At 58.1% G+C, this 16,956-nt stretch carries 16 protein-coding genes; 10 read left to right on the forward strand and 6 right to left on the reverse strand.

Translation table 11 applies throughout. The features are described 5' to 3' along the window. Positions 1–25 precede the first annotated feature (25 nt). The 10 genes from ACRQFC_RS08060 to ACRQFC_RS08105 all read left to right on the forward strand — a co-directional run bounded on the left by ACRQFC_RS08060 (position 26) and on the right by ACRQFC_RS08105 (position 11,689). Positions 26–610: a DUF6668 family protein gene (locus ACRQFC_RS08060; protein ID WP_284905852.1), complete on the forward strand. Its 585-nt coding sequence runs from the start codon at positions 26–28 to the stop codon at positions 608–610. Between the two features lie 10 nt (positions 611–620). Beyond that, positions 621–917 (forward strand): hypothetical protein, encoded by a 297-nt coding sequence (locus ACRQFC_RS08065; protein WP_284905850.1) that lies wholly within the window; start codon positions 621–623, stop codon positions 915–917. Between the two features lie 45 nt (positions 918–962). Then, positions 963–1,694 (forward strand): DUF8175 domain-containg protein, encoded by a 732-nt coding sequence (locus tag ACRQFC_RS08070; protein WP_435730769.1) that lies wholly within the window; start codon positions 963–965, stop codon positions 1,692–1,694. Next, a complete protein-coding gene (locus ACRQFC_RS08075; protein WP_284905846.1) occupies positions 1,682–3,256 on the forward strand; it encodes a hypothetical protein in 1,575 nt (524 codons plus the stop codon). The genes ACRQFC_RS08070 and ACRQFC_RS08075 overlap by 13 nt, the downstream gene beginning before the upstream one ends. Next, positions 3,253–4,746, forward strand: coding sequence for an SCO6880 family protein (locus ACRQFC_RS08080; RefSeq protein ID WP_284905844.1), 1,494 nt, complete (start codon positions 3,253–3,255; stop codon positions 4,744–4,746). The genes ACRQFC_RS08075 and ACRQFC_RS08080 overlap by 4 nt, the downstream gene beginning before the upstream one ends. Beyond that, positions 4,743–6,209, forward strand: a complete 1,467-nt coding sequence (locus ACRQFC_RS08085) for a putative type IV secretion/conjugal transfer ATPase (RefSeq protein ID WP_284905841.1) — start codon at positions 4,743–4,745, stop codon at positions 6,207–6,209. Before ACRQFC_RS08080 ends, ACRQFC_RS08085 begins: the two co-directional genes overlap by 4 nt. Continuing rightward, the gene (locus ACRQFC_RS08090) at positions 6,202–7,965 is read left to right on the forward strand and encodes a type IV secretory system conjugative DNA transfer family protein (RefSeq protein ID WP_284905840.1); all 1,764 of its coding nucleotides are present in this window, start codon (positions 6,202–6,204) and stop codon (positions 7,963–7,965) included. The genes ACRQFC_RS08085 and ACRQFC_RS08090 overlap by 8 nt, the downstream gene beginning before the upstream one ends. Before the next feature lie 43 nt (positions 7,966–8,008). Then, a complete protein-coding gene (locus tag ACRQFC_RS08095; RefSeq protein WP_284905839.1) occupies positions 8,009–8,788 on the forward strand; it encodes a hypothetical protein in 780 nt (259 codons plus the stop codon). A 99-nt stretch (positions 8,789–8,887) separates the two neighbouring features. Then, positions 8,888–9,928: a DNA cytosine methyltransferase gene (locus ACRQFC_RS08100; protein ID WP_284905838.1), complete on the forward strand. Its 1,041-nt coding sequence runs from the start codon at positions 8,888–8,890 to the stop codon at positions 9,926–9,928. 30 nt (positions 9,929–9,958) lie between these two features. Then, positions 9,959–11,689 carry an ATP-binding protein gene (locus tag ACRQFC_RS08105; protein ID WP_284905836.1) on the forward strand — a complete coding sequence of 577 codons (1,731 nt, stop codon included), beginning with the start codon at positions 9,959–9,961 and terminating at the stop codon, positions 11,687–11,689. Between the two features lies 1 nt (position 11,690). Here ACRQFC_RS08105 and ACRQFC_RS08110 read toward each other — a convergent pair whose 3' ends face one another. The 6 genes from ACRQFC_RS08110 to mobC all read right to left on the reverse strand — a co-directional run bounded on the left by ACRQFC_RS08110 (position 11,691) and on the right by mobC (position 16,907). Next, complete coding sequence (locus tag ACRQFC_RS08110) at positions 11,691–12,299, reverse strand: hypothetical protein (protein ID WP_284905834.1); 609 nt, start codon at positions 12,297–12,299, stop codon at positions 11,691–11,693. 145 nt (positions 12,300–12,444) lie between these two features. Continuing rightward, positions 12,445–12,882 (reverse strand): DUF4913 domain-containing protein, encoded by a 438-nt coding sequence (locus ACRQFC_RS08115; protein ID WP_284905832.1) that lies wholly within the window; start codon positions 12,880–12,882, stop codon positions 12,445–12,447. Positions 12,883–12,904: 22 nt separating this feature from the next. Further along, entirely contained in the window at positions 12,905–13,663 is a 759-nt protein-coding gene (locus tag ACRQFC_RS08120; RefSeq protein WP_284905830.1) for a hypothetical protein, read from the reverse strand. Next, positions 13,660–14,526: a DNA-processing protein DprA gene (locus tag ACRQFC_RS08125; RefSeq protein WP_435706437.1), complete on the reverse strand. Its 867-nt coding sequence runs from the start codon at positions 14,524–14,526 to the stop codon at positions 13,660–13,662. Before ACRQFC_RS08125 ends, ACRQFC_RS08120 begins: the two co-directional genes overlap by 4 nt. Positions 14,527–14,625: 99 nt before the next feature. Then, the gene (locus ACRQFC_RS08130; RefSeq protein ID WP_284905827.1) at positions 14,626–16,506 is read right to left on the reverse strand and encodes a relaxase/mobilization nuclease domain-containing protein; all 1,881 of its coding nucleotides are present in this window, start codon (positions 16,504–16,506) and stop codon (positions 14,626–14,628) included. Next, positions 16,503–16,907 (reverse strand): MobC family plasmid mobilization relaxosome protein, encoded by a 405-nt coding sequence (gene mobC, locus ACRQFC_RS08135; protein ID WP_284905825.1) that lies wholly within the window; start codon positions 16,905–16,907, stop codon positions 16,503–16,505. The genes ACRQFC_RS08130 and mobC overlap by 4 nt, the downstream gene beginning before the upstream one ends. Positions 16,908–16,956: the final 49 nt, after the last annotated feature.

Genomic DNA, 16,956 nt, shown 5'->3' on the forward strand with positions numbered 1-16,956 from the left:
GAGTTTTCCCAGGAGGTGGGCACTGGTGCGTAAACACAAAACTCAACCCGCGCGGGCTGGTCTTGCCCTGCCCTGGGGTCAGCTTCCTGACCTTCCCGGTGAAGGGAGCGTCCTGCCGTGTGTATGGACGGATCCGAGCACGGCGGTGTTTGCGGTGGGCGCGAGTGGTGGCGTGGGCACGACGACTATCGCCGCGTTGTGTGGGTTGGTTGATTTTGGGCGCGTCTGGCCTGTGTCTGCTCCGCAGCCGGCGCGGTGTGTGGTGGTTGCCCGCCCCACCGCTACCGGTATGGCGGCGGCGCGTGAGTGCGCGGGCGCGTTGTTCGGTGGGCGCGTGGCCGGCGTCGAGTGCGTCGGGCTTGTGCTTGTTGCCGATCAGCCCGGGCGCTTGCCGCGTGAGCTGGCGCGTGCGCGTGCGCTCACCGAGAGTGTGTTTCCGGCCGTGTGGCGCCTCCCTTACAGCCAGGCACTAAGGCTCGGGCGAGACGACCCTCAGCTCGCCGCACACAAGGCCGTCCAAGACCTGCGCTCCCTGGCAAGCGCGGGCGAAGAACCAGAAGTTTTTATTGATGACATTCCCGCTGTCGGTGGGGTGTCCCTAGATATCTAAAGGAGAAAACATGTTTACCCAACTATCAACCCTGGAAGCCTACCTTCATGCGGCGCTTTTGCCGTTTATTGAGGTGACGCCGACTCAGCCTCCGGGAACGGAGAAGATTACCCAGATTTTGGGATACGTGGCCTGGGGTGCAGGCGTGTTGTGTTTGCTCGGGATTTTCATTGTTGCGGGCAAGCTCGCCATCAACGCAAGGCATGGGGAAGGTCTTGAGGAAGCCAAAGGCTTGCTTTGGGTCTTGGCGGCGCTCGTATTAATTGGTTCGGCTACCTCGCTTATCGGCGCTTTCATCACCCTATAAGCAGCCCGCAGCAAAAAGACGATACAAGGATTGGAGGGGACAGGCATGGGTAAAGACAATAAGCCAGGCAGTAAGGGGCTGGGTGTAGGGCTAACTATCGGCGGTCTGCTCGTGGTTGCGGGCATTGTGGCGGTGGTGTGGGCGCTCATCGCACCCGCGAATACTCACACAGACCCTACGCCGGTCCCCTCCATATCTACTGCTCCGCCTTCGCCGCAGGCGTCAGCGTCGGCGACGCCTGGGTGTGGTCTGGATTTTAGTGACATGTCGCTACCAGACCGGAATTTCACGCCCGTGTGGCAGGACGGCCCGCTTGGGGTGCGCCTAGCCACGCTCCCGGGCGCGGGGCCGTGCGAGCAGACCCCTGCGGCTCGTGGCTATACGAATACCCCAAAAGCCGCAGTTTTAGCGGCGCTTAATTACGTGTCGTTGTCGTCTGTTGGCGGCCCAAACGCACAAGCTGTCCTCGACGAGTTATTGGCGGACGGCCCGGACAAAAAGGTGTTGCTTGAGGCGGCCGGTGAGCTGGCCGGGCGGGTGCTCCCTGCCCCGCGTCTGGTGGGTTTCCAGGTCTTCGACTACGACCTCGAGCGGGCGAGTATTGGGGTGGCGTTCATGCTGGACGCACAGCCTGGCGTGGTGTTTGGGCGCAGCCTCGACCTCACCTACGACAAGAAAACACAGATGTGGCGGACGCGGCCGGTGGCGGACATGTCCACGGTACTCACGGTGGTTGATCGGCCCTTGTCTACGGGGTGGACGTTATGGACGCGGTAGTGTTTGCTGATTACCTCGCGCCTCTACCTGCGTGGGTGCCCGGCGGCCCGACACCGACGGTCTGCGTGACGGATGTGTGTGGTTGGAATATTTTGAACCCGCTCGCCTGGGTCGGCAAAGGGTTTTCAACGCTCGTCGGCTCCGTCATTGAGCTACTGGCTGAAGCAATGGCTAGCGCCTCCATGTGGCTCCTGGAGTTCCTCGTAGGCTTCGTATCCTCCAATCCGCGCCTGAACTTGCAGGATACGGAGGCGATCACCTGGATCCACGACTCGCTTTCCTATGCAACCGGCTTGTTTATGCTCTTGGGGGTGCTTGTGGGTGCGGGGTCGATGGCTTGGCATCGACGCGGCGAACCCCTACGCGACATGCTCCAATCAGTCATCCAACTCGTTATTGTTTCGGGTGCGGGCGTGACAGTGATCCAACTCTTGATGGAGGCATCCTCCCTTTTCTCAAGCTGGCTACTCAGCTCTTCGGGGTCGATGGAGAGCGTTCAGGCCGCTATCAATGTGATGATTGATGAGGGCACAAATTTAGCGATCCTGACGATCTTCTTGCTCGCGGCGATGCTGCTCGGCACCCTCCTCGCATTGATTTTGCTGTTGTGTCGGGATTCTTTCCTCGTGCTCTTGATCGGTATTTTGCCTCTTTCGGCAGCGGCCACCAACACGGCCGTGGGGCGGCAGTGGTTTGAGAAAACAAAAACCTGGATTATCGCTTTTTTGCTGTATAAGCCAGCTTTCGCCATCATCCTCTCTATCGGTATGAGGCTGATTTCCTCTGGTAGTCCGCCGACGATGACCGCGCGCGTGGAGCAAGCCTGCGGGACCTTCGACGAAGCGAAACTCGAGGAGTACCAGAAGTGTGTCCTGGAGCAGATGAAAACCGCCATCGGAGACGACTCTTCGCTGACGAACTCCGTCACCACTATTCTCGTGGGCGTCGGGGTGTTGGTGTTGGCGGGGTTTGCTATGCCCGCGCTCATGCGTTTCGTAGTCCCCGCAACCGCCTCCATGTCAAGCGGCGCTGGGATGAGTGGGATAGCGGCCGGCCTGGGAGGCGCGGCCGGGGCACTCGTTGCGTCGGGTGCTATTAAGGTTGCGCGCGGCGGGGTAGCCGCAGCGCGGGGCGGGGTCTCGAAAGTCCGGGCTGCCCGCGCCACAAAAACAAGTGCCAGTAGCACGGCGAGTGGTAGTGGTGGTGTGGGTGCGACCGGCGCAGCAACCACCGGAACCACCGGGACAAGCAGGAGCGGCCCGGCGAGTAGGAGTGGCGCGGCTAGTGGCGCTACCAGCGCACCCGCTAATACAGGCAGTGCGAAGAAAACACCGCGGCGTGCGCGGGCGGCGAAGAAGCAGGCACAGACACCCATGCCTTCGGTGTCGGCGGGTAGTCAGGCTAGTGGCGCGGCCCCCACACCCCCATCCAAGCCGGCCTCACCTTTCGCCCTACCCACAAAGCAGCCCGGGCGCGGCGCTTTCGATAAAGCCCGCCAGACCGGCGCCTTCACGTCGAATCTAGCAAGCGGCGCAGATAGTGAGAGCGAGGAAAACGCATGAGCACACCCAGAACCTATGGCCACTGGCGGCGGCCCCAAGCCCCGGGTATCGGGCGGCTTTCCGGGGCGCTGACGGTCGGCGTCTTCGCCCTCCTGATCTTGATGGTTCTTGTGCAGATTATTGCCGGAATCATCCCCGCGTTGGTACTCGGGAGCATCTGCGGCTCGCTTGGTTTGTTGTTTGCCCGCAAAGACATGCATGGGGTGTCACTCGCGGGGAAGATTGGAGAAAGAATGCGATTTTGGCGCTCGCGCAGCCGCGGTGAGAATCTCTACCGCTCCGGCCCACTCGGGGTAACAGGTGGACCTTTCATGCTCCCGGGTATTCTCGCACCTACGAGGGTGGCTGATTTTGTGGATGGTTTCGGGCGTGACTTCGCCGTCATCACCACCGGAAAAACGGGCACCTTCGCTGTCGTCTTCGCCTGCGAAAGTGAAGGAGCATCCCTGGTCACTCAAGACCAGATCGACACGTGGGTGGCGCGCTGGGGGCAGTTTTTAGCGCGCCTGGGCGAAGAACCAGGCCTTATCGGTGCGAGCGTCGTCGTGGAATCCGCACCCGATACCGGCTCGCGCCTTCAGCGTGAAATCACCGCAAACAAGCAAGAAAACATCCCCAACTTGGCCGAACAGATGCTCAGCGAAGTGAGCCAGTTATACCCCTACGGGTCCGCGTCGCTGCGCGCCTACGTGACCCTCACCTTCGAAAACCATTTGGGTAAAGGTAGCGGGAAAACACTCGATTTGGCGGCGGCCGGTCAGGAACTGGCGACTCGTCTACCGTCATTGTCTCAGGCATTGACTGGGACGGGTGCGGGCTTTGTGCGTCCTTTAGATGCCGCGGGTGTGGGGCGGGTGGTGCGTTTGGCGTATGACCCGGATGCGCAAGAGATTTTCGACGACGCACTAGCCAGCAGCGAGGCAGTTACCTTGGAGTGGAATGAGGTTGGCCCGAGTGCCACGCAAGCTAACTGGGACAACCTCATCCACGACAACGCGGTGTCGGTGTCGTGGGTTATGAGCGCCGCACCACGCGGCATCGTCCAATCAAACATCCTTGCCTCGCTGCTGGCGCCGTCTCCTCGTATTGCCCGCAAACGGGTCGCCTTGCTTTATCGACCTATCGAGGCTGGGCGGGCCGGGGAGATCGTGGAGAAAGATAAAAACGCCGCTTCCGTGCGGGTCTCGTCATCCGCGAATGTGCGGGCACGCGATGAGGTCGCACTTGCTCACGCGGTAGCCTCCGCTGCCGAGGAAGCGGCCGGTGCGGGGCTGGAGAATTTCGGGATGGTGATTACCGCAACCACCATGCGCGATGCCGGAGACGTGAAAGACATGGCCGACGCGGTCGGCTCACTAGCATCGTCGGCGCGGATTCGGATCCGGAAATGCTATGGCGGGCAAGACTCCGCCTTCGCCATCTCTCTACCGCTCGGGGTGATTCCGGGCCGGTATTCGGTGATTAGTGAGAGTGTTCGGGAGGCACTATGACCAGCCAAAGCAATACCACGAGCACTATGAACGGGCGGGGGCCTGGTTCGCGTGGGTTTACCGGACGCGGGGGCGGCCGCCAATCCTATGTTCCGGCACTCCCCCAATGGCGCGGCACCTCGGTGCAGGTATGTGGCCTGTGGCCGTTTGCTAGTGGCGCGCCAGCCCCGCTTATTGGGGTGCCGTTCGGGCAGTGCGAGAAAGGCGGCAGCCTCTCCCCCGTTTGTTTCGACCCGATTAGTTGGTTTCGGGCGGGCATGATCTCCAACCCGAGCATGTTCGTCCTCGGCCTGCCCGGCCTAGGCAAGTCTTCGGCAGTGCGGCACATTAGTTTGGGTCTGGCCGGGTTCGGTGTCTCGACAATGGTTCTTGGTGATTTGAAACCGGATTACGTGGATTTGGTGGAGGCTATGGGAGGCCAATGCATTACTATCGGCCGCGGCGGGGTGAGCCTGAATCCGCTAGACACCGGAAACACCCACCAGGCAGCACAAGCACTCTCTGGCCAAGCCCGCCTCGATCTATTGAATAGTGCTCATGCTCGCCAGCTTACGATGCTTTCGTCTCTTGTTGAGCTGGTGCGCGGCGGCCGCATCACCGACCGGGAAAGGACCATCCTTGACCGGGCGCTGCGCGTGTGGGATACCCACAACCCCACCACCGTCCCCATCATTAGCGACATCCTCGCTATTGTTCGGGCGGCACCCGACGACGTACGTTTGGCGGCACTTGATCGCGGTTCCATCGACCGCTACTTGCAAGTCACGGAAGCTCTCGAGGCATCACTCATGGCACTACTCGGGGGCCGTTTTGGGCAAATATTCGCAGCCCCCACCACAACTCCTATGCGGATGGACCGGTCCGTCGTCTTCGATGTCTCCGCGGTGTCGGGTGCGGATGAAGCCCTACAAGCCGCAGTGCTCTTGGCGTGCTGGTCGTACGGGTTCGGGAATATCACGACCTCGAACACCCTCGCCGATAACAACCTCGCCAGCCGTCGGCTGTTTTTCGTGGTCATGGATGAGTTATGGCGCGTGCTGCGGGCCGGGGAGGGCATGGTTGACTCCGTCGACGCCCTCACACGCCTCAACCGCCAATGGGCGGTGGGCCAGGCCATGATCACCCACACCATGAGCGACCTCGAGGCCCTAGCGTCCGAGCAAGCCCGGGCCAAGGCACGCGGGTTCGTGGAGCGCGCCGGAGTGTGCCTCCTTGGCGGCCTACCTGAACGGGAAATGGGTTTGCTGCGCGGTGCGGTGAGGCTGAATTCCGCGGAGGAAGACGTACTCACAAGCTGGCAAGACCCGGGAAGCCTTGACCCTGATACGGGGCGCTTATCTGCGCCGGTGGGGCGTGGGCGGTTCCTCATCAAAGTCGGCCGGCAGCCCGGTATTCCGGCCGAATGCGTCCTCACGCCCTGTGAGCGCGACCTTAGTGATACTTCGTGGAGGTGGCATGAATAATAAGCCTGGAACAACCGGGAATACCGGCACGCTCATCGCCACGTTGGCTGCTATTGGCGTCGGCGCGTGTCTGTGTGCATCCCTTTTCCTCGCCGGCCTCATCACCGGCGAAGCGGTGCCGTTTAACCCGCTCGTTCTCGTCATCTACCTCGCAACCGGCAAGCTACACCTGAGCAGCGTGACGTGGGTGATAGCCGGGATTTTCTCCGCAATCGTCATGAGCATTGCCGGCCTAGTTTCCTGGCGCGTGTTGAAAGTGCGGGGGCGGCGGGTTCGAGGAGACAACAAAGCCAGATTGACCGGCGGGCGCTCTGCTCGCCAAGCTCTCCAACGCAGCGTGGTTGCTGAGAAAGCCCAGCGCCTCGGCATCAGCGGAGATACCCCTGTAGGGTACAAGCTTGGGCGGGCGGTAGACACCGGCGAACTACTCTATGGCGACTTTGAGAGTGTCTCGCTCATGCTCTCCGGGCCACGTGGTGGTAAAACAGCCGGCTACGCCATCCCCTTACTTCTGGAAGCACCGGGAGCCGTATTGGCGACGTCGAATAAACGCGACCTCGTCGACGCCACCCGCTATGCACGCGAGCAACTGGGCGAGAAAGCATGGGTGTTTGACCCCTGCAACATCCTCGGCCGGCCCGGCACGATGTGGTGGAATCCCCTCACCTACCTCACCAGTCCTGCTTATGGCGGGAGCCTCTTCTCGCGCGCCACCCACCTAGCGAAAGTATTGGGGGACGCGGCCCGCGCCGGCACCGCAACCAAAGCATATGACGGCTTTTGGGATGGCGGCGGAGAACAAATCCGCGCCTGCCTGCTAGCCGCGGCCGCACTCGAGCACCGCTCCATGGCCGATGTCTATGCATGGGTGCAATCCACCCTGGATGAAACACCTATCGACATTCTGCGTAACCACGGCATGAGCGAACTCGCCGCGCTACTCCGGGCACAAATGGACCTCCCCAGCGTTACTAAGGGTGGTATGTGGGCACATGCGCGTAGTGGCTTGGAATGGGTGGGCGACCCCGAAACCAGGACCTGGTGGGCCGGGGGTGGGGCAGAATTCAACCCAGCCACTTTCGTGCAAACCCGCGAAGCCTTGTTCTCGATGTCCGTCGACGGAGCAGCAATCTCACCCTTGGTCGCGGCGCTGACGGCCGTGACGTGTTTGGCGGCTGAAAACTACGCGCAGAGTCAGCACGGCGGACGGCTTGCCACGCCGATGATGGTCGTGCTCGATGAAGCCGCGAACGTGTGCCCGTGGCGCGAGCTTCCGCGGCTTTATTCTCATTTCGGGTCGAAAGGCATCTGCCTCCACACGATTTTGCAGTCCTGGTCGCAAGGCGTGAGCGTGTGGGGCGAAGCGGGCATGAACATGCTCTGGTCGGCCGCGAATAACGTGCTTTATGCGGGTGGTGTGAAAGAGACGGAGATCCTGGCGAAAATATCGAAGCTCATCGGCACTTACCGCACATCCCAACGCTCCACATCACTGTCGAAGGGTGTGCGATCGACCTCCATCTCCCAAAACTCGCTCGAAGTACCTATAGCGAGTGAAGCCGAGCTAGCGGCGTTGCCGGCGTGGCGTGCCTGGCTGTTTGCTTCAAAATCCCGACCCACACTCATAAAGCTCCTCCCCTGGTTCGAGGGAGAAAATCAAGAGCTGGTGGAGGAGTCTATTGCCCGCTACGGCTCGAACGCCACACCTAGTAGCAGTGCTGCGCTTGGTGGGGTGCGTGATGCCTGGACCAACTAACCAACAACCACATTTTTTCATCAACACAGAGAGGTAAGAGATTATGAGTGAACAGACTGAAGATGTCATGGACGAGACCGTTGAGTCCCTTGCGGCCTTAGTGAAGGCGGCGTCGATGATTGTCGCCCGCGTACAGACGGAGTATGCCGCGCATTTGCAGCGCTCGGCGCAGCGCGCAGCCACCGCCCAGCAGGCTTTCACTGCGCAGCTTGGTGTGGCGCGTCCTTTCCTCGCCCAAGCAAGTAATGAACGCTGGTGGGACTCAGCTAGCGCGATGGATATTGCTCGCATGTATGGCCTATCGAAGAAATATGCAGGGGCTGATCCATTGGCCGCGCAAGCACATGCACGTGTCGCGTCTTTCCTGGAAGACCACGGAATCACACCCGACATGATCGACGGCGCCGACACCGACTCACTCTCCCAGGAGCAGGTAGACAGGCTCACCGCAGCCCTCGACTCCCGTCCTGACGTAGCGACGTCGGACAAGACACCAGCGGACACCACTCGTGCGGCCGCGACCACCCCGAGGGTTGGTATGCCGGGGGCTGGTGTGGAGCACGAGGCAGCAGTAGAACCGGTAGCCCCGGTCTTGGGCATTGAAGCGATGAAACAGAGGATAGCGCAGATGCGGGAGAAAGCCGCAGCAGCCGGCATTACTTTCGGCGATGCTACCGGCGAAGGCGCCATCATCGGAGAATTGAGCGTCCAGGCCGCGTGCCCGGGTAACCCTGCCGCGCGAGCGGCCGCTGTCGCGATGCCTGGCAAGAAGAAGCCGAAGGCAGAAAACGTGGCGAGCGAGCAAGCCGCCAAAGCCCAATAACAATACTGAGCCGTGAGTTTTCGCGTGTTTGTTGCTGTGGTCTATTTACTCGCGGGTAGGTGAGGGCTTGACGTGTCTATTTTTATTAGGATGTGAATCGTGAGTATTCCTCGAATTGGTGCCGTGGACCTGTTTTGCGGGGCAGGTGGACTATCGTGCGGCCTGAGCCAGGCCGGTATCCGCGTGCTCGGCGGAGTGGATATGGACGAGAAATGCCGGTTTCCTTTCGAGGAGAACATCGGCGCGAAATTCGTATGCCAATCAGTTACCGAGGTAAGCAAGAAAGACCTGGAAAAACTCTGGGGTAAAAGCAAAGTTCGTCTCCTGGCAGGGTGTGCTCCATGCCAGCCTTTTTCTTCCCAGCGACGCGGTGCGGACACGAGCCGTGAGAAAGAATGGGGGCTGTTGGGTGAGTTTGAGCGCCTTGTAGAAGAAACGCTGCCCGATTACGTGACAATGGAAAACGTTACGGGCCTGCAACGCCAGCCCGTATTCGCTAGCTTCGTGACGAAACTCGAATCGTTGGGTTACTCGGTGGACTATAAGGTTCTCAAGGGCGAAAATTTCGGGCTACCCCAACGTCGACGCCGACTCGTTTTAGCCGCCTCTGCCCACGGGCCACTGTCTTTACCAACATCACAAGAAGGTGCGGCCGTGAGTGTTGGCGAAGCCCTCGCCGGCCTTCCAAAGCTCAAGGCCGGTGAACATGATCAAAGCGACCCACTCCATAAAGCGCGCGCGTTAAGCCCGTTGAATCTTGCTCGCCGTCGGGCCTCACGTCCGGGCGGTACATGGCTTGACTGGCCTGAAGATTTACGCGCGCCATGCCAGAGACGGGATAGTGGGCAGAGTTTTAAATCCTTCTACGGCGTTATGAACCCGGCCGAGCCTTCCCCAACCATCACGACCCAGTTCTTCAATTATGGGTCTGGACGTTTTGGTCATCCTTTCCAGGAACGTACGATTACGCCGCGGGAGGCTGCTATTTTGCAGGGTTTCCCGCGCGATTATCGTTTCGTTGAGCCTGGTAGCGAGATCACTTTCAAGGGATTGGGAAAGATGATCGGTAACGCTGTTCCTCCGGTTTTTGGGAAGTTGGTCGGCGAGCTTTTCACACGCGATCTTCAACGACGCCGGTGACGTGTTCACTGGTATGTCATGATTAGAGCTATGAACCAAGAAGCTGAATATCAGTTCGTGTTTTCCCTGACGACGCTTGACCATTTAGGTCGTGGTCTTTACCGGAATTTCATCACGATCCTGGGCGAGGCGATTTCTAATGCGTGGGATGCCGACGCCACTAATGTATGGATCACGTTTGACCGGAAAAATGATGTGATGACCATCAAGGATGATGGTATTGGGATGACATCGGATGACATCCAGAATAAGTTCTTGAAGATTGGTTATTCCAAGCGCAAGGAACGCGGACGTCTTTCGGGTAAGAAACGCCCGTTTATTGGAGCCAAAGGTATCGGAAAATTGGCGTTGCTTTCGTGCGCCGATAAAGTCACGGTGTCCTCGAAACCGGCAGGCGGGCCGGTTTCTGGGTGCGTGATTGATAACCAGGTAGTTGATAATGCTATCGTGGAAGATAAAACACAGTACGAGCTGAATCTTCCGAGTATTACAGATTCAGTCCGAGACGACTTCGACTACCTTAAGCACGGAACGCTTTTAAAATTCGAGGGCAATAAAGCGAAAAACTCTACCGACATTTTTCTGCGTAAGGCTCTGGCTTTAGATTTTCGCTTCTCACTGCTAGATCCGAGCTTCACGATATTTTTCAAGGGCAAGCCTATCGGGCCGGGCGATGCGCGCGAACTCAGCGACGCAACGCAGTTTTTATGGAGGATCGGGAAGGATTTTGAGGACCCGTTCGTGAGCAGCATTCAGGCTTCCCGTAATGACACCCTGGAGTTCTCCAGTGTTGCGAATGTACGTGGTTTTATCGCTAGCGTGAGAAAGCCTGAAAGTCTCAATGTTTTCGGTACCGGTAAGCGTATCGGAGTAGATCTATTCGTCAACGGTAGGTTACGTGAACGCGATATCCTATCGCGGCGACCATCCGCACGAGTCCCGGAACAATACTTGTACGGACAAATCCACCTTGACGCACTTGACGGCGAGTTCTCGGATTCCGATCCTTTTACCTCTTCGCGTGAGGGTGTTCAGGAAGATGAGCCGCTCTTGAATGCATTCCTAGACGAGTGGGCACAAGACATACGTCGGAAAGTGTACGACCAATGGGATAAGTGGCGTCTCGAGCTCAAAGAAGAAGGCGACCCCGAGCAGACAGGTCGCCGGAGTGCTGCTCAGCGTGCGGCCGATAAATACATCAAGGAAGAGAATAAGGAGTTCGCGAAACGCTCGCCCGAATACAAGGACCGGATCGTTAAAGAGCTTGAAAACCCGCGCATGACCGAGGGGCTGCACCAGAATCTTGCGCATTATGGCGACCTTTATCGGTTAGAGAATCTAGTCCGAGACCTGCACCGCAAACTCCAGATAACTCTCAGTGAAAGATCGCGCACCCGAGTGGAAAAGTACCGCAACCAGGAAAAGAAAAACGAAAAAGATGCCGGCTACGTAGAACCGTGTCGTACACCGCAAGAAGACCTGTACTATCTCGGATTCACCGACCTTCTGAAAGAAGCTTCTTCTTCGCTTGAAGACTCCTGCGTTACGGACGATTTTCAATGCAAGATATCGCCGTTGCGTAATATTGTCATGCATACGGCGCAGCTGACGCCTTACGCGACCCGGCATTTCACCGAAAACACCAATAAAGCACTGGTTTACTACACCCATCTCGCATATGACCTAAACGAGGAAAACGGTCAAACTGCAATGCTTTCACGCAAAGACGGAGGAGATGAGTCAGCCGCCACTCAGGAGTAGCCTACGTTCGATTTCGAGCCGAAAGCGAGCGCCCAGCTCTGAAACCGCGCTCGAAATCGCCGCTGTGGTTTGCTGCATCTGATCCTGCAAACCACAGCGGGAATGCCAGTACTACGTAGACAAAAGTAACCAAGATTCCGATGATCGCCATTAATAGAGTTTCTCCCCCGTCTATCCGAAAAAGCACGTAGAGGGCCACGCTAATGCCTCCCAGCGCATAAATGCAGGCTGTCCCAGGGGAGATAAAATCGACCCAGAGAGCCCAAATACAGGCAGCTGCGAAAGCAGAATTCGGTACAAAGTTTGATGGAGCTCCATTCTTGTAATCAGCTACAAAAGAAAAACATATCAAAATGAGCCATATCGTAAAAACAAACTCCAGCGCAGATTCGGGGATTTCAGATTTGAGTGATTGGTAAGTGTTCTCAATCCAGTCTCCCAGTGCGACAAGTTGAAAGGAACGCGCAACGCCGGCGAAATTAGAAAATCCGGATTCCCCGAATCTGAAAAACGACAAGATTGAAGCCAGGAGATAAGACGAAACCACAAGGTTTACGAGGGTTCGAAATTTAAAACCGAACCCGGTGAGCAAGTTTTCCCAGGCGATCATTTTTGGCCTTTCTAAATGGTGATTGCTTGCGATGAACCATTTTAAGTAGCCAACCAATATGAGCCGCTACTTTGGATCCATACTGCCTGTAAGGTTTCGTAGGGGAAAGAATAGGTCGAGGAACCCCGGCACCGCGAGGACGGATCTAGCTCATTACCGGAAAGTAGATAGCTGGTGCCGTTTCCCTTTGCCCGGGAACATTTTCGCGCCGGGTTGCTATTTCTTCACCTGTTTCCTGTGTGAAAGAAACGAACGGCAACGAAAGGTCCCTGCCCGAGCGTGCGTAGTGCGTCGTTGCGGTACATCCTTTGAAAACGTTGTTCGGGTCGAGGAGGACGCGCATCATCGGGTCTGCGACGTCGGTGAACCATGCCGCGAGGCCGCCTACGGGCCGCTCGAAGCGGTAGATTTCCCAGGCTTCCCACATGGCCCTAACCCGGGTTCTAGCTTCGGGGTGGTCCCACCATAAGGGGCACCATACGCAGCCGGTGGTGATGGAGCGGCGGTAGTTTGGGGCGAGCCATTTCTCGAAGAAAGCGAATTCATCGGCATACATGGGTTTGAATTTTTGTTTTCCGGGCATGAAAATCCTCTCCTCACTTAACTTATAGCCATGGGCAGTAGTGAACGGCGTGGCCGATATGCGTCTTTTCGGCCGTCTCAAGGATGGTTTTCCCGTTATAGAAGTCGGGATTAATCATGCGTGCAAGACACAATGTGGAGACGTGCCGGGTTCCGTATTCACGCAGGCGTGCTGCGACCGAGAAGATATGGGAACCGGATACCCAGGTGTCGTCGATGACGAGGACTCTCGGCGGGGTTGGGCGTATAGCGAATTCGTATCTGTTTGGACTTACTTGGCGTGGATCGCTGCCGGTGTCGAGGCTTCGGATAGGCAGGTAGGGAAGGTCTTCATTCAGGCGGATAGTGTTGGTGAGGATGTGGTAAAGGGGGTGGGCAGTGCCTTCTTCTGGAGCGCGTTTAGTTGAGGGAACGAGTGTCCAGGCATCGTAGCCTCGGATTATTTTCCCGCATGTGCAATCTAGATGATTGTTTAGCTGGATGCCCAGGATCATGCATAGTGCTGGTCGTGCCAGGCCCTGCTTGATCTGATTCCCGCGTGCCTTGTAGTCATACATGTAGCGCAAGAGCTGGCCACCCTTAGATACGTAGGTACAAAAGCCAGTCTCGTCGATAAGCTTTGGGTAGTGACGGCAGCGCGGGCAGTACTTGTATCGAGGGTCGAGAGGGCCGCGGCACACCGCACATACGTATGGTTCTAAATCAGCGGAAATATAGTCAAGGTTCCCAATGGTCGGGCCGGCTTGTGCCCAGATAAGGGAGAGTTCCTGCCGGGTAATCATGTCAGGGCAAAGAGGTTGTAGGCACGCGCGATATTCTCCAATGCCTGGCGAATTTCCTTCATGGTCGACGCGATATACACGCCCGGGTTATCCGCGAGCTTGCTTGCCCATTGTGTTTGACGAACGACGGGCGCGAGCAGGATAACGCTGCGCCCGTGCGCTAGTGCGGCGCGTACTTGGTTGCGGGTTCCAGAGTATTCGCCAGCGGCCACCACTATGGTCGCTTGGGAATATCCGGACATGGTGGCATTGCGCATCGGGAACGACACCTTGGTTGGCGGAGCGCCTGGCTCGAATTGGGTGAGAACCAGGCCCCCACTCTCAACAATTCTCGAACGTAACTGCCCGTTCTCGGGCGGATATGTAATGTCGATACCGGTTCCCATGACGGCGATGGTGCGCCCACCAGCCTCCAAGGTGCCTTCGTGAGCTGCGGTGTCGATACCGCGCGCGAGTCCGCTGGCGACGCTATAGCCTTGCTCAACCACTAGGTGGGCGATCACTCGCGCGCGCTCACAGTCCTCTCGTGTGGCTTGGCGTGAGCCAACAATAGCGACCGCTCGGTCTACAGGATTGATCTCGCCTTCGTAGTAGATGAGCAAGGGAGCATCGCGTGCTTGGGCGAGGTATTGGGGATAGTCGTGATCTAAGACCGAGAGGATATTGATGCCACGCTCTTGCCAGGTAGTAATATCGCGGGTGGCTTGTTCGCGCTCTATCTGGCATGGCTGGAGCGCTCCGGGGTCGACCTCCATAAAGGCTGCGTCAATCCCCTCATAAAGCAGGGTGGCGAGGCGTACCGGTTGCGTGATCTTCTTATTGGTTTTACGCGCGAGAGCAAGAATGTCCGCTAGCTGACTCATCGTTGTTGCCACCTCCTGTTCTTGATTGCAATCTTAGCGTTACCACCATATTCGTAAAGGGGAAGCGTCACTGGAAACGACCATGCCAGGCGTGCAACCTTAGGCATTCCAGTTTCCTTCTCCGAGACTTGGCGCATTTCCATAACTAGCTTCGCTTCCCTTACCTTTACGCAGGTCTATCTGTCCATCCAGCGTTAGCCCACTCCAATCGGGCTGCCCGTATTCCACTCCAGGAAGCCGACTACCGGCGTCGGTGCGTGGTTCGGGCGCGGCGAGTGTTGCGAGGGCGGTCTTGGTTTCTTTTAGCGTGCGGCGGGCGAGTGTTAGTTCGCCGTGGGCGGTCTGGAGCCGGTTAATACCGGTGACGATACGTTCCATTGAGTCCATGACTTGGTTGCTGACCCATGCGGCGCGGCTACGCGGCCGGCTCAAAGCGCTGAGCGCCCGCAACCCGCTCGTAAACGCGGGCGAGTAGCGATGAGGCGCAGGTGTGTGTTTGGTTTGGGCGCGCCGGCCTAGGACTTGGGATGCACGGGCGAAGGCGCGGCCTTGTTCTGGGCCGTAGGCGTTTGCGAGGCCGGCGAAGAGTGCGGATGCACGAGCGCAGCTATCGGCCACTGCCATGCAATCGCTGGTGTCGGCGCGCTCAATGTCGGTAATGGTTTGGGTGAGTGCTTTTCCGAACTCACTCCATACCTGTGCCTCATCATTGTCACGTGTGCGGGAGGCGGGTTTCCAGATCGCTACCGCGCTTGATCGCGTAAGCGGGTTGTCCCACCACGTCTCGCGCAACACCGACAAAGCGACGTCGGCCGACATACGGCTTGAAGAGTACCAGGTGGGTTTGTGTCCGGGTTCGGGTTTAGCGGCCACCGAATACGAGATTGCTTCACTTGCTTCGTCGTTGAGGCGTGCGGATACGAGCAGGCCCGATGCACGCAACCGGGTGGCGAAGTCGCTCTCACTGGCGACGCTGCCGGCGATGTCTCGGATTTTTTCTTCAAGCATCCGTGCTTGCGCGGGCGTATGCGGTGCCGGGTCTCTGAGCGGGTTCCATAGGTCAGCTGCCTTGCGACGCTCCTCTAGGGTGTCGTTCCACTGGGCGCGTAGGCGGGTGAGGGTGAGGTCGCGGGCCACACGTCCTCCGCCAATCCAGATAGCGCGTTTACCGGGCTCGGTTTTGGTGACGGTGTAGGCGACAACGCCTTGGCCCTTGGCGTAGCGGGGCCGGAACTGTATGCCGTGGCGCGTGAGTTCTTCGAGGTATTCGCTTTCGGTAGAGGCCGCACCGGCTGCCAGGCGCATCGCTGCCTCTAAATCGAGACGCAGCTCCTTGTTGTCTTCGGTTTTGTAGCCCCGGGAAGCGTAGTTGTGTTTGCGTGATTCGAGGACCGCGAGACCGTATTTTTCTTCCAAAGCCGTGCAGAGTTTTTGGGAGCGCTTATAGTCGAGCCAAGTATTGCCTTTGGTCCCATCTTCACGCACGAGCACGAGCGCGATATGAATGTGGTCGCCACCGTTCTTGGTGAATCCGTGGCGCACAGCTATCCACTGGCACGGCGACTTCGAGGTTGTTGCTCGGTTGTCGAATTCCATTCCCTCCACAAAATCGCGCGCAATATTCGCCCATGTTTCGTCACTCAAAGGTTCTTCATCCGGATGCAAGGAGAGCGAGCAGTGCCAGACGTGGGCGGGTGTTTTTTCTTTCGACACGGGGATAGCACGTTCTTCTTTATAGTCCCAGCGGGTGACTTCACCGAGAATCTGAGTGCCGTGCTCAAGGCGGTTTTGGTCGAGGAGTTTCGCGACGATTCTTTTTTCGTCTTGCTCGAGGACGCGCCCGCCATAAGCCCACTCGGAAGCGATGTCTTCACTGCCCGCAACAATATGCTGATCACTGTGTTCGTTGGCGCGCCCCGGCCCAAACAAGTAACGCACTAAGCCGCCGATATCTCCGCCGCGCATGATGTTCGGGATCATAAAAGCTCCACCAACTTAATGCGCAGTAAGTTGATCGCGTTGACTTGGGAGCGCAGTTGCGCAGCGACTTCACGTGCCTCCGCGGGGAAGGCTTGTTCACTGTTTGCCCAGTGTGCGATCTGGTTAATGTTGGTGGCTTCGCCTTGGATTTGCCGACGCAGTTTGCGTAGCTCAGCGAGCACTTCGCGTATCTCACCGGCGCTGACTTGCTCAACCTTCCGGCCCAATCCGAAGCGCACGAGGTAGTCCGACATGGACACTCGCGCGCCGGCCGCTTTCATTTTCAGTTCTTCATATTGAGAGTGCTTGAGTTTGAGGTGGAAGGAGCGGCGCGGGTCGTCTTTCGGCGCGGTCGAGGCGTACGTGATCGGCGCGCGCACCGACTCCGTGTTGCTCGCCACCGCTGTGAGCGCTGCTTACTTCGGTATTAAGGGCGCCGCGGAGCACACC

It is taken from the genome of Actinotignum inguinis, assembly GCF_051265835.1.
GTDB lineage: Bacteria > Actinomycetota > Actinomycetes > Actinomycetales > Actinomycetaceae > Actinotignum > Actinotignum timonense.

What these genes read in the sequence shown, in the direction of transcription:
- ACRQFC_RS08065 (WP_284905850.1), top strand. Translation starts at nt 621, where the DNA reads ATGTTTACCCAACTATCAACCCTGGAAGCCTACCTTCATGCGGCGCTT.
- ACRQFC_RS08070 (WP_435730769.1), top strand. Translation starts at nt 963, where the DNA reads ATGGGTAAAGACAATAAGCCAGGCAGTAAGGGGCTGGGTGTAGGGCTA.
- ACRQFC_RS08075 (WP_284905846.1), top strand. Translation starts at nt 1,682, where the DNA reads ATGGACGCGGTAGTGTTTGCTGATTACCTCGCGCCTCTACCTGCGTGG.
- ACRQFC_RS08080 (WP_284905844.1), top strand. Translation starts at nt 3,253, where the DNA reads ATGAGCACACCCAGAACCTATGGCCACTGGCGGCGGCCCCAAGCCCCG.
- ACRQFC_RS08085 (WP_284905841.1), top strand. Translation starts at nt 4,743, where the DNA reads ATGACCAGCCAAAGCAATACCACGAGCACTATGAACGGGCGGGGGCCT.
- ACRQFC_RS08090 (WP_284905840.1), top strand. Translation starts at nt 6,202, where the DNA reads ATGAATAATAAGCCTGGAACAACCGGGAATACCGGCACGCTCATCGCC.
- ACRQFC_RS08095 (WP_284905839.1), top strand. Translation starts at nt 8,009, where the DNA reads ATGAGTGAACAGACTGAAGATGTCATGGACGAGACCGTTGAGTCCCTT.
- ACRQFC_RS08105 (WP_284905836.1), top strand. Translation starts at nt 9,959, where the DNA reads ATGAACCAAGAAGCTGAATATCAGTTCGTGTTTTCCCTGACGACGCTT.
- ACRQFC_RS08110 (WP_284905834.1), bottom strand. Translation starts at nt 12,299, where the DNA reads ATGATCGCCTGGGAAAACTTGCTCACCGGGTTCGGTTTTAAATTTCGA.
- ACRQFC_RS08115 (WP_284905832.1), bottom strand. Translation starts at nt 12,882, where the DNA reads ATGCCCGGAAAACAAAAATTCAAACCCATGTATGCCGATGAATTCGCT.
- ACRQFC_RS08120 (WP_284905830.1), bottom strand. Translation starts at nt 13,663, where the DNA reads ATGATTACCCGGCAGGAACTCTCCCTTATCTGGGCACAAGCCGGCCCG.
- ACRQFC_RS08125 (WP_435706437.1), bottom strand. Translation starts at nt 14,526, where the DNA reads ATGAGTCAGCTAGCGGACATTCTTGCTCTCGCGCGTAAAACCAATAAG.
- ACRQFC_RS08130 (WP_284905827.1), bottom strand. Translation starts at nt 16,506, where the DNA reads ATGATCCCGAACATCATGCGCGGCGGAGATATCGGCGGCTTAGTGCGT.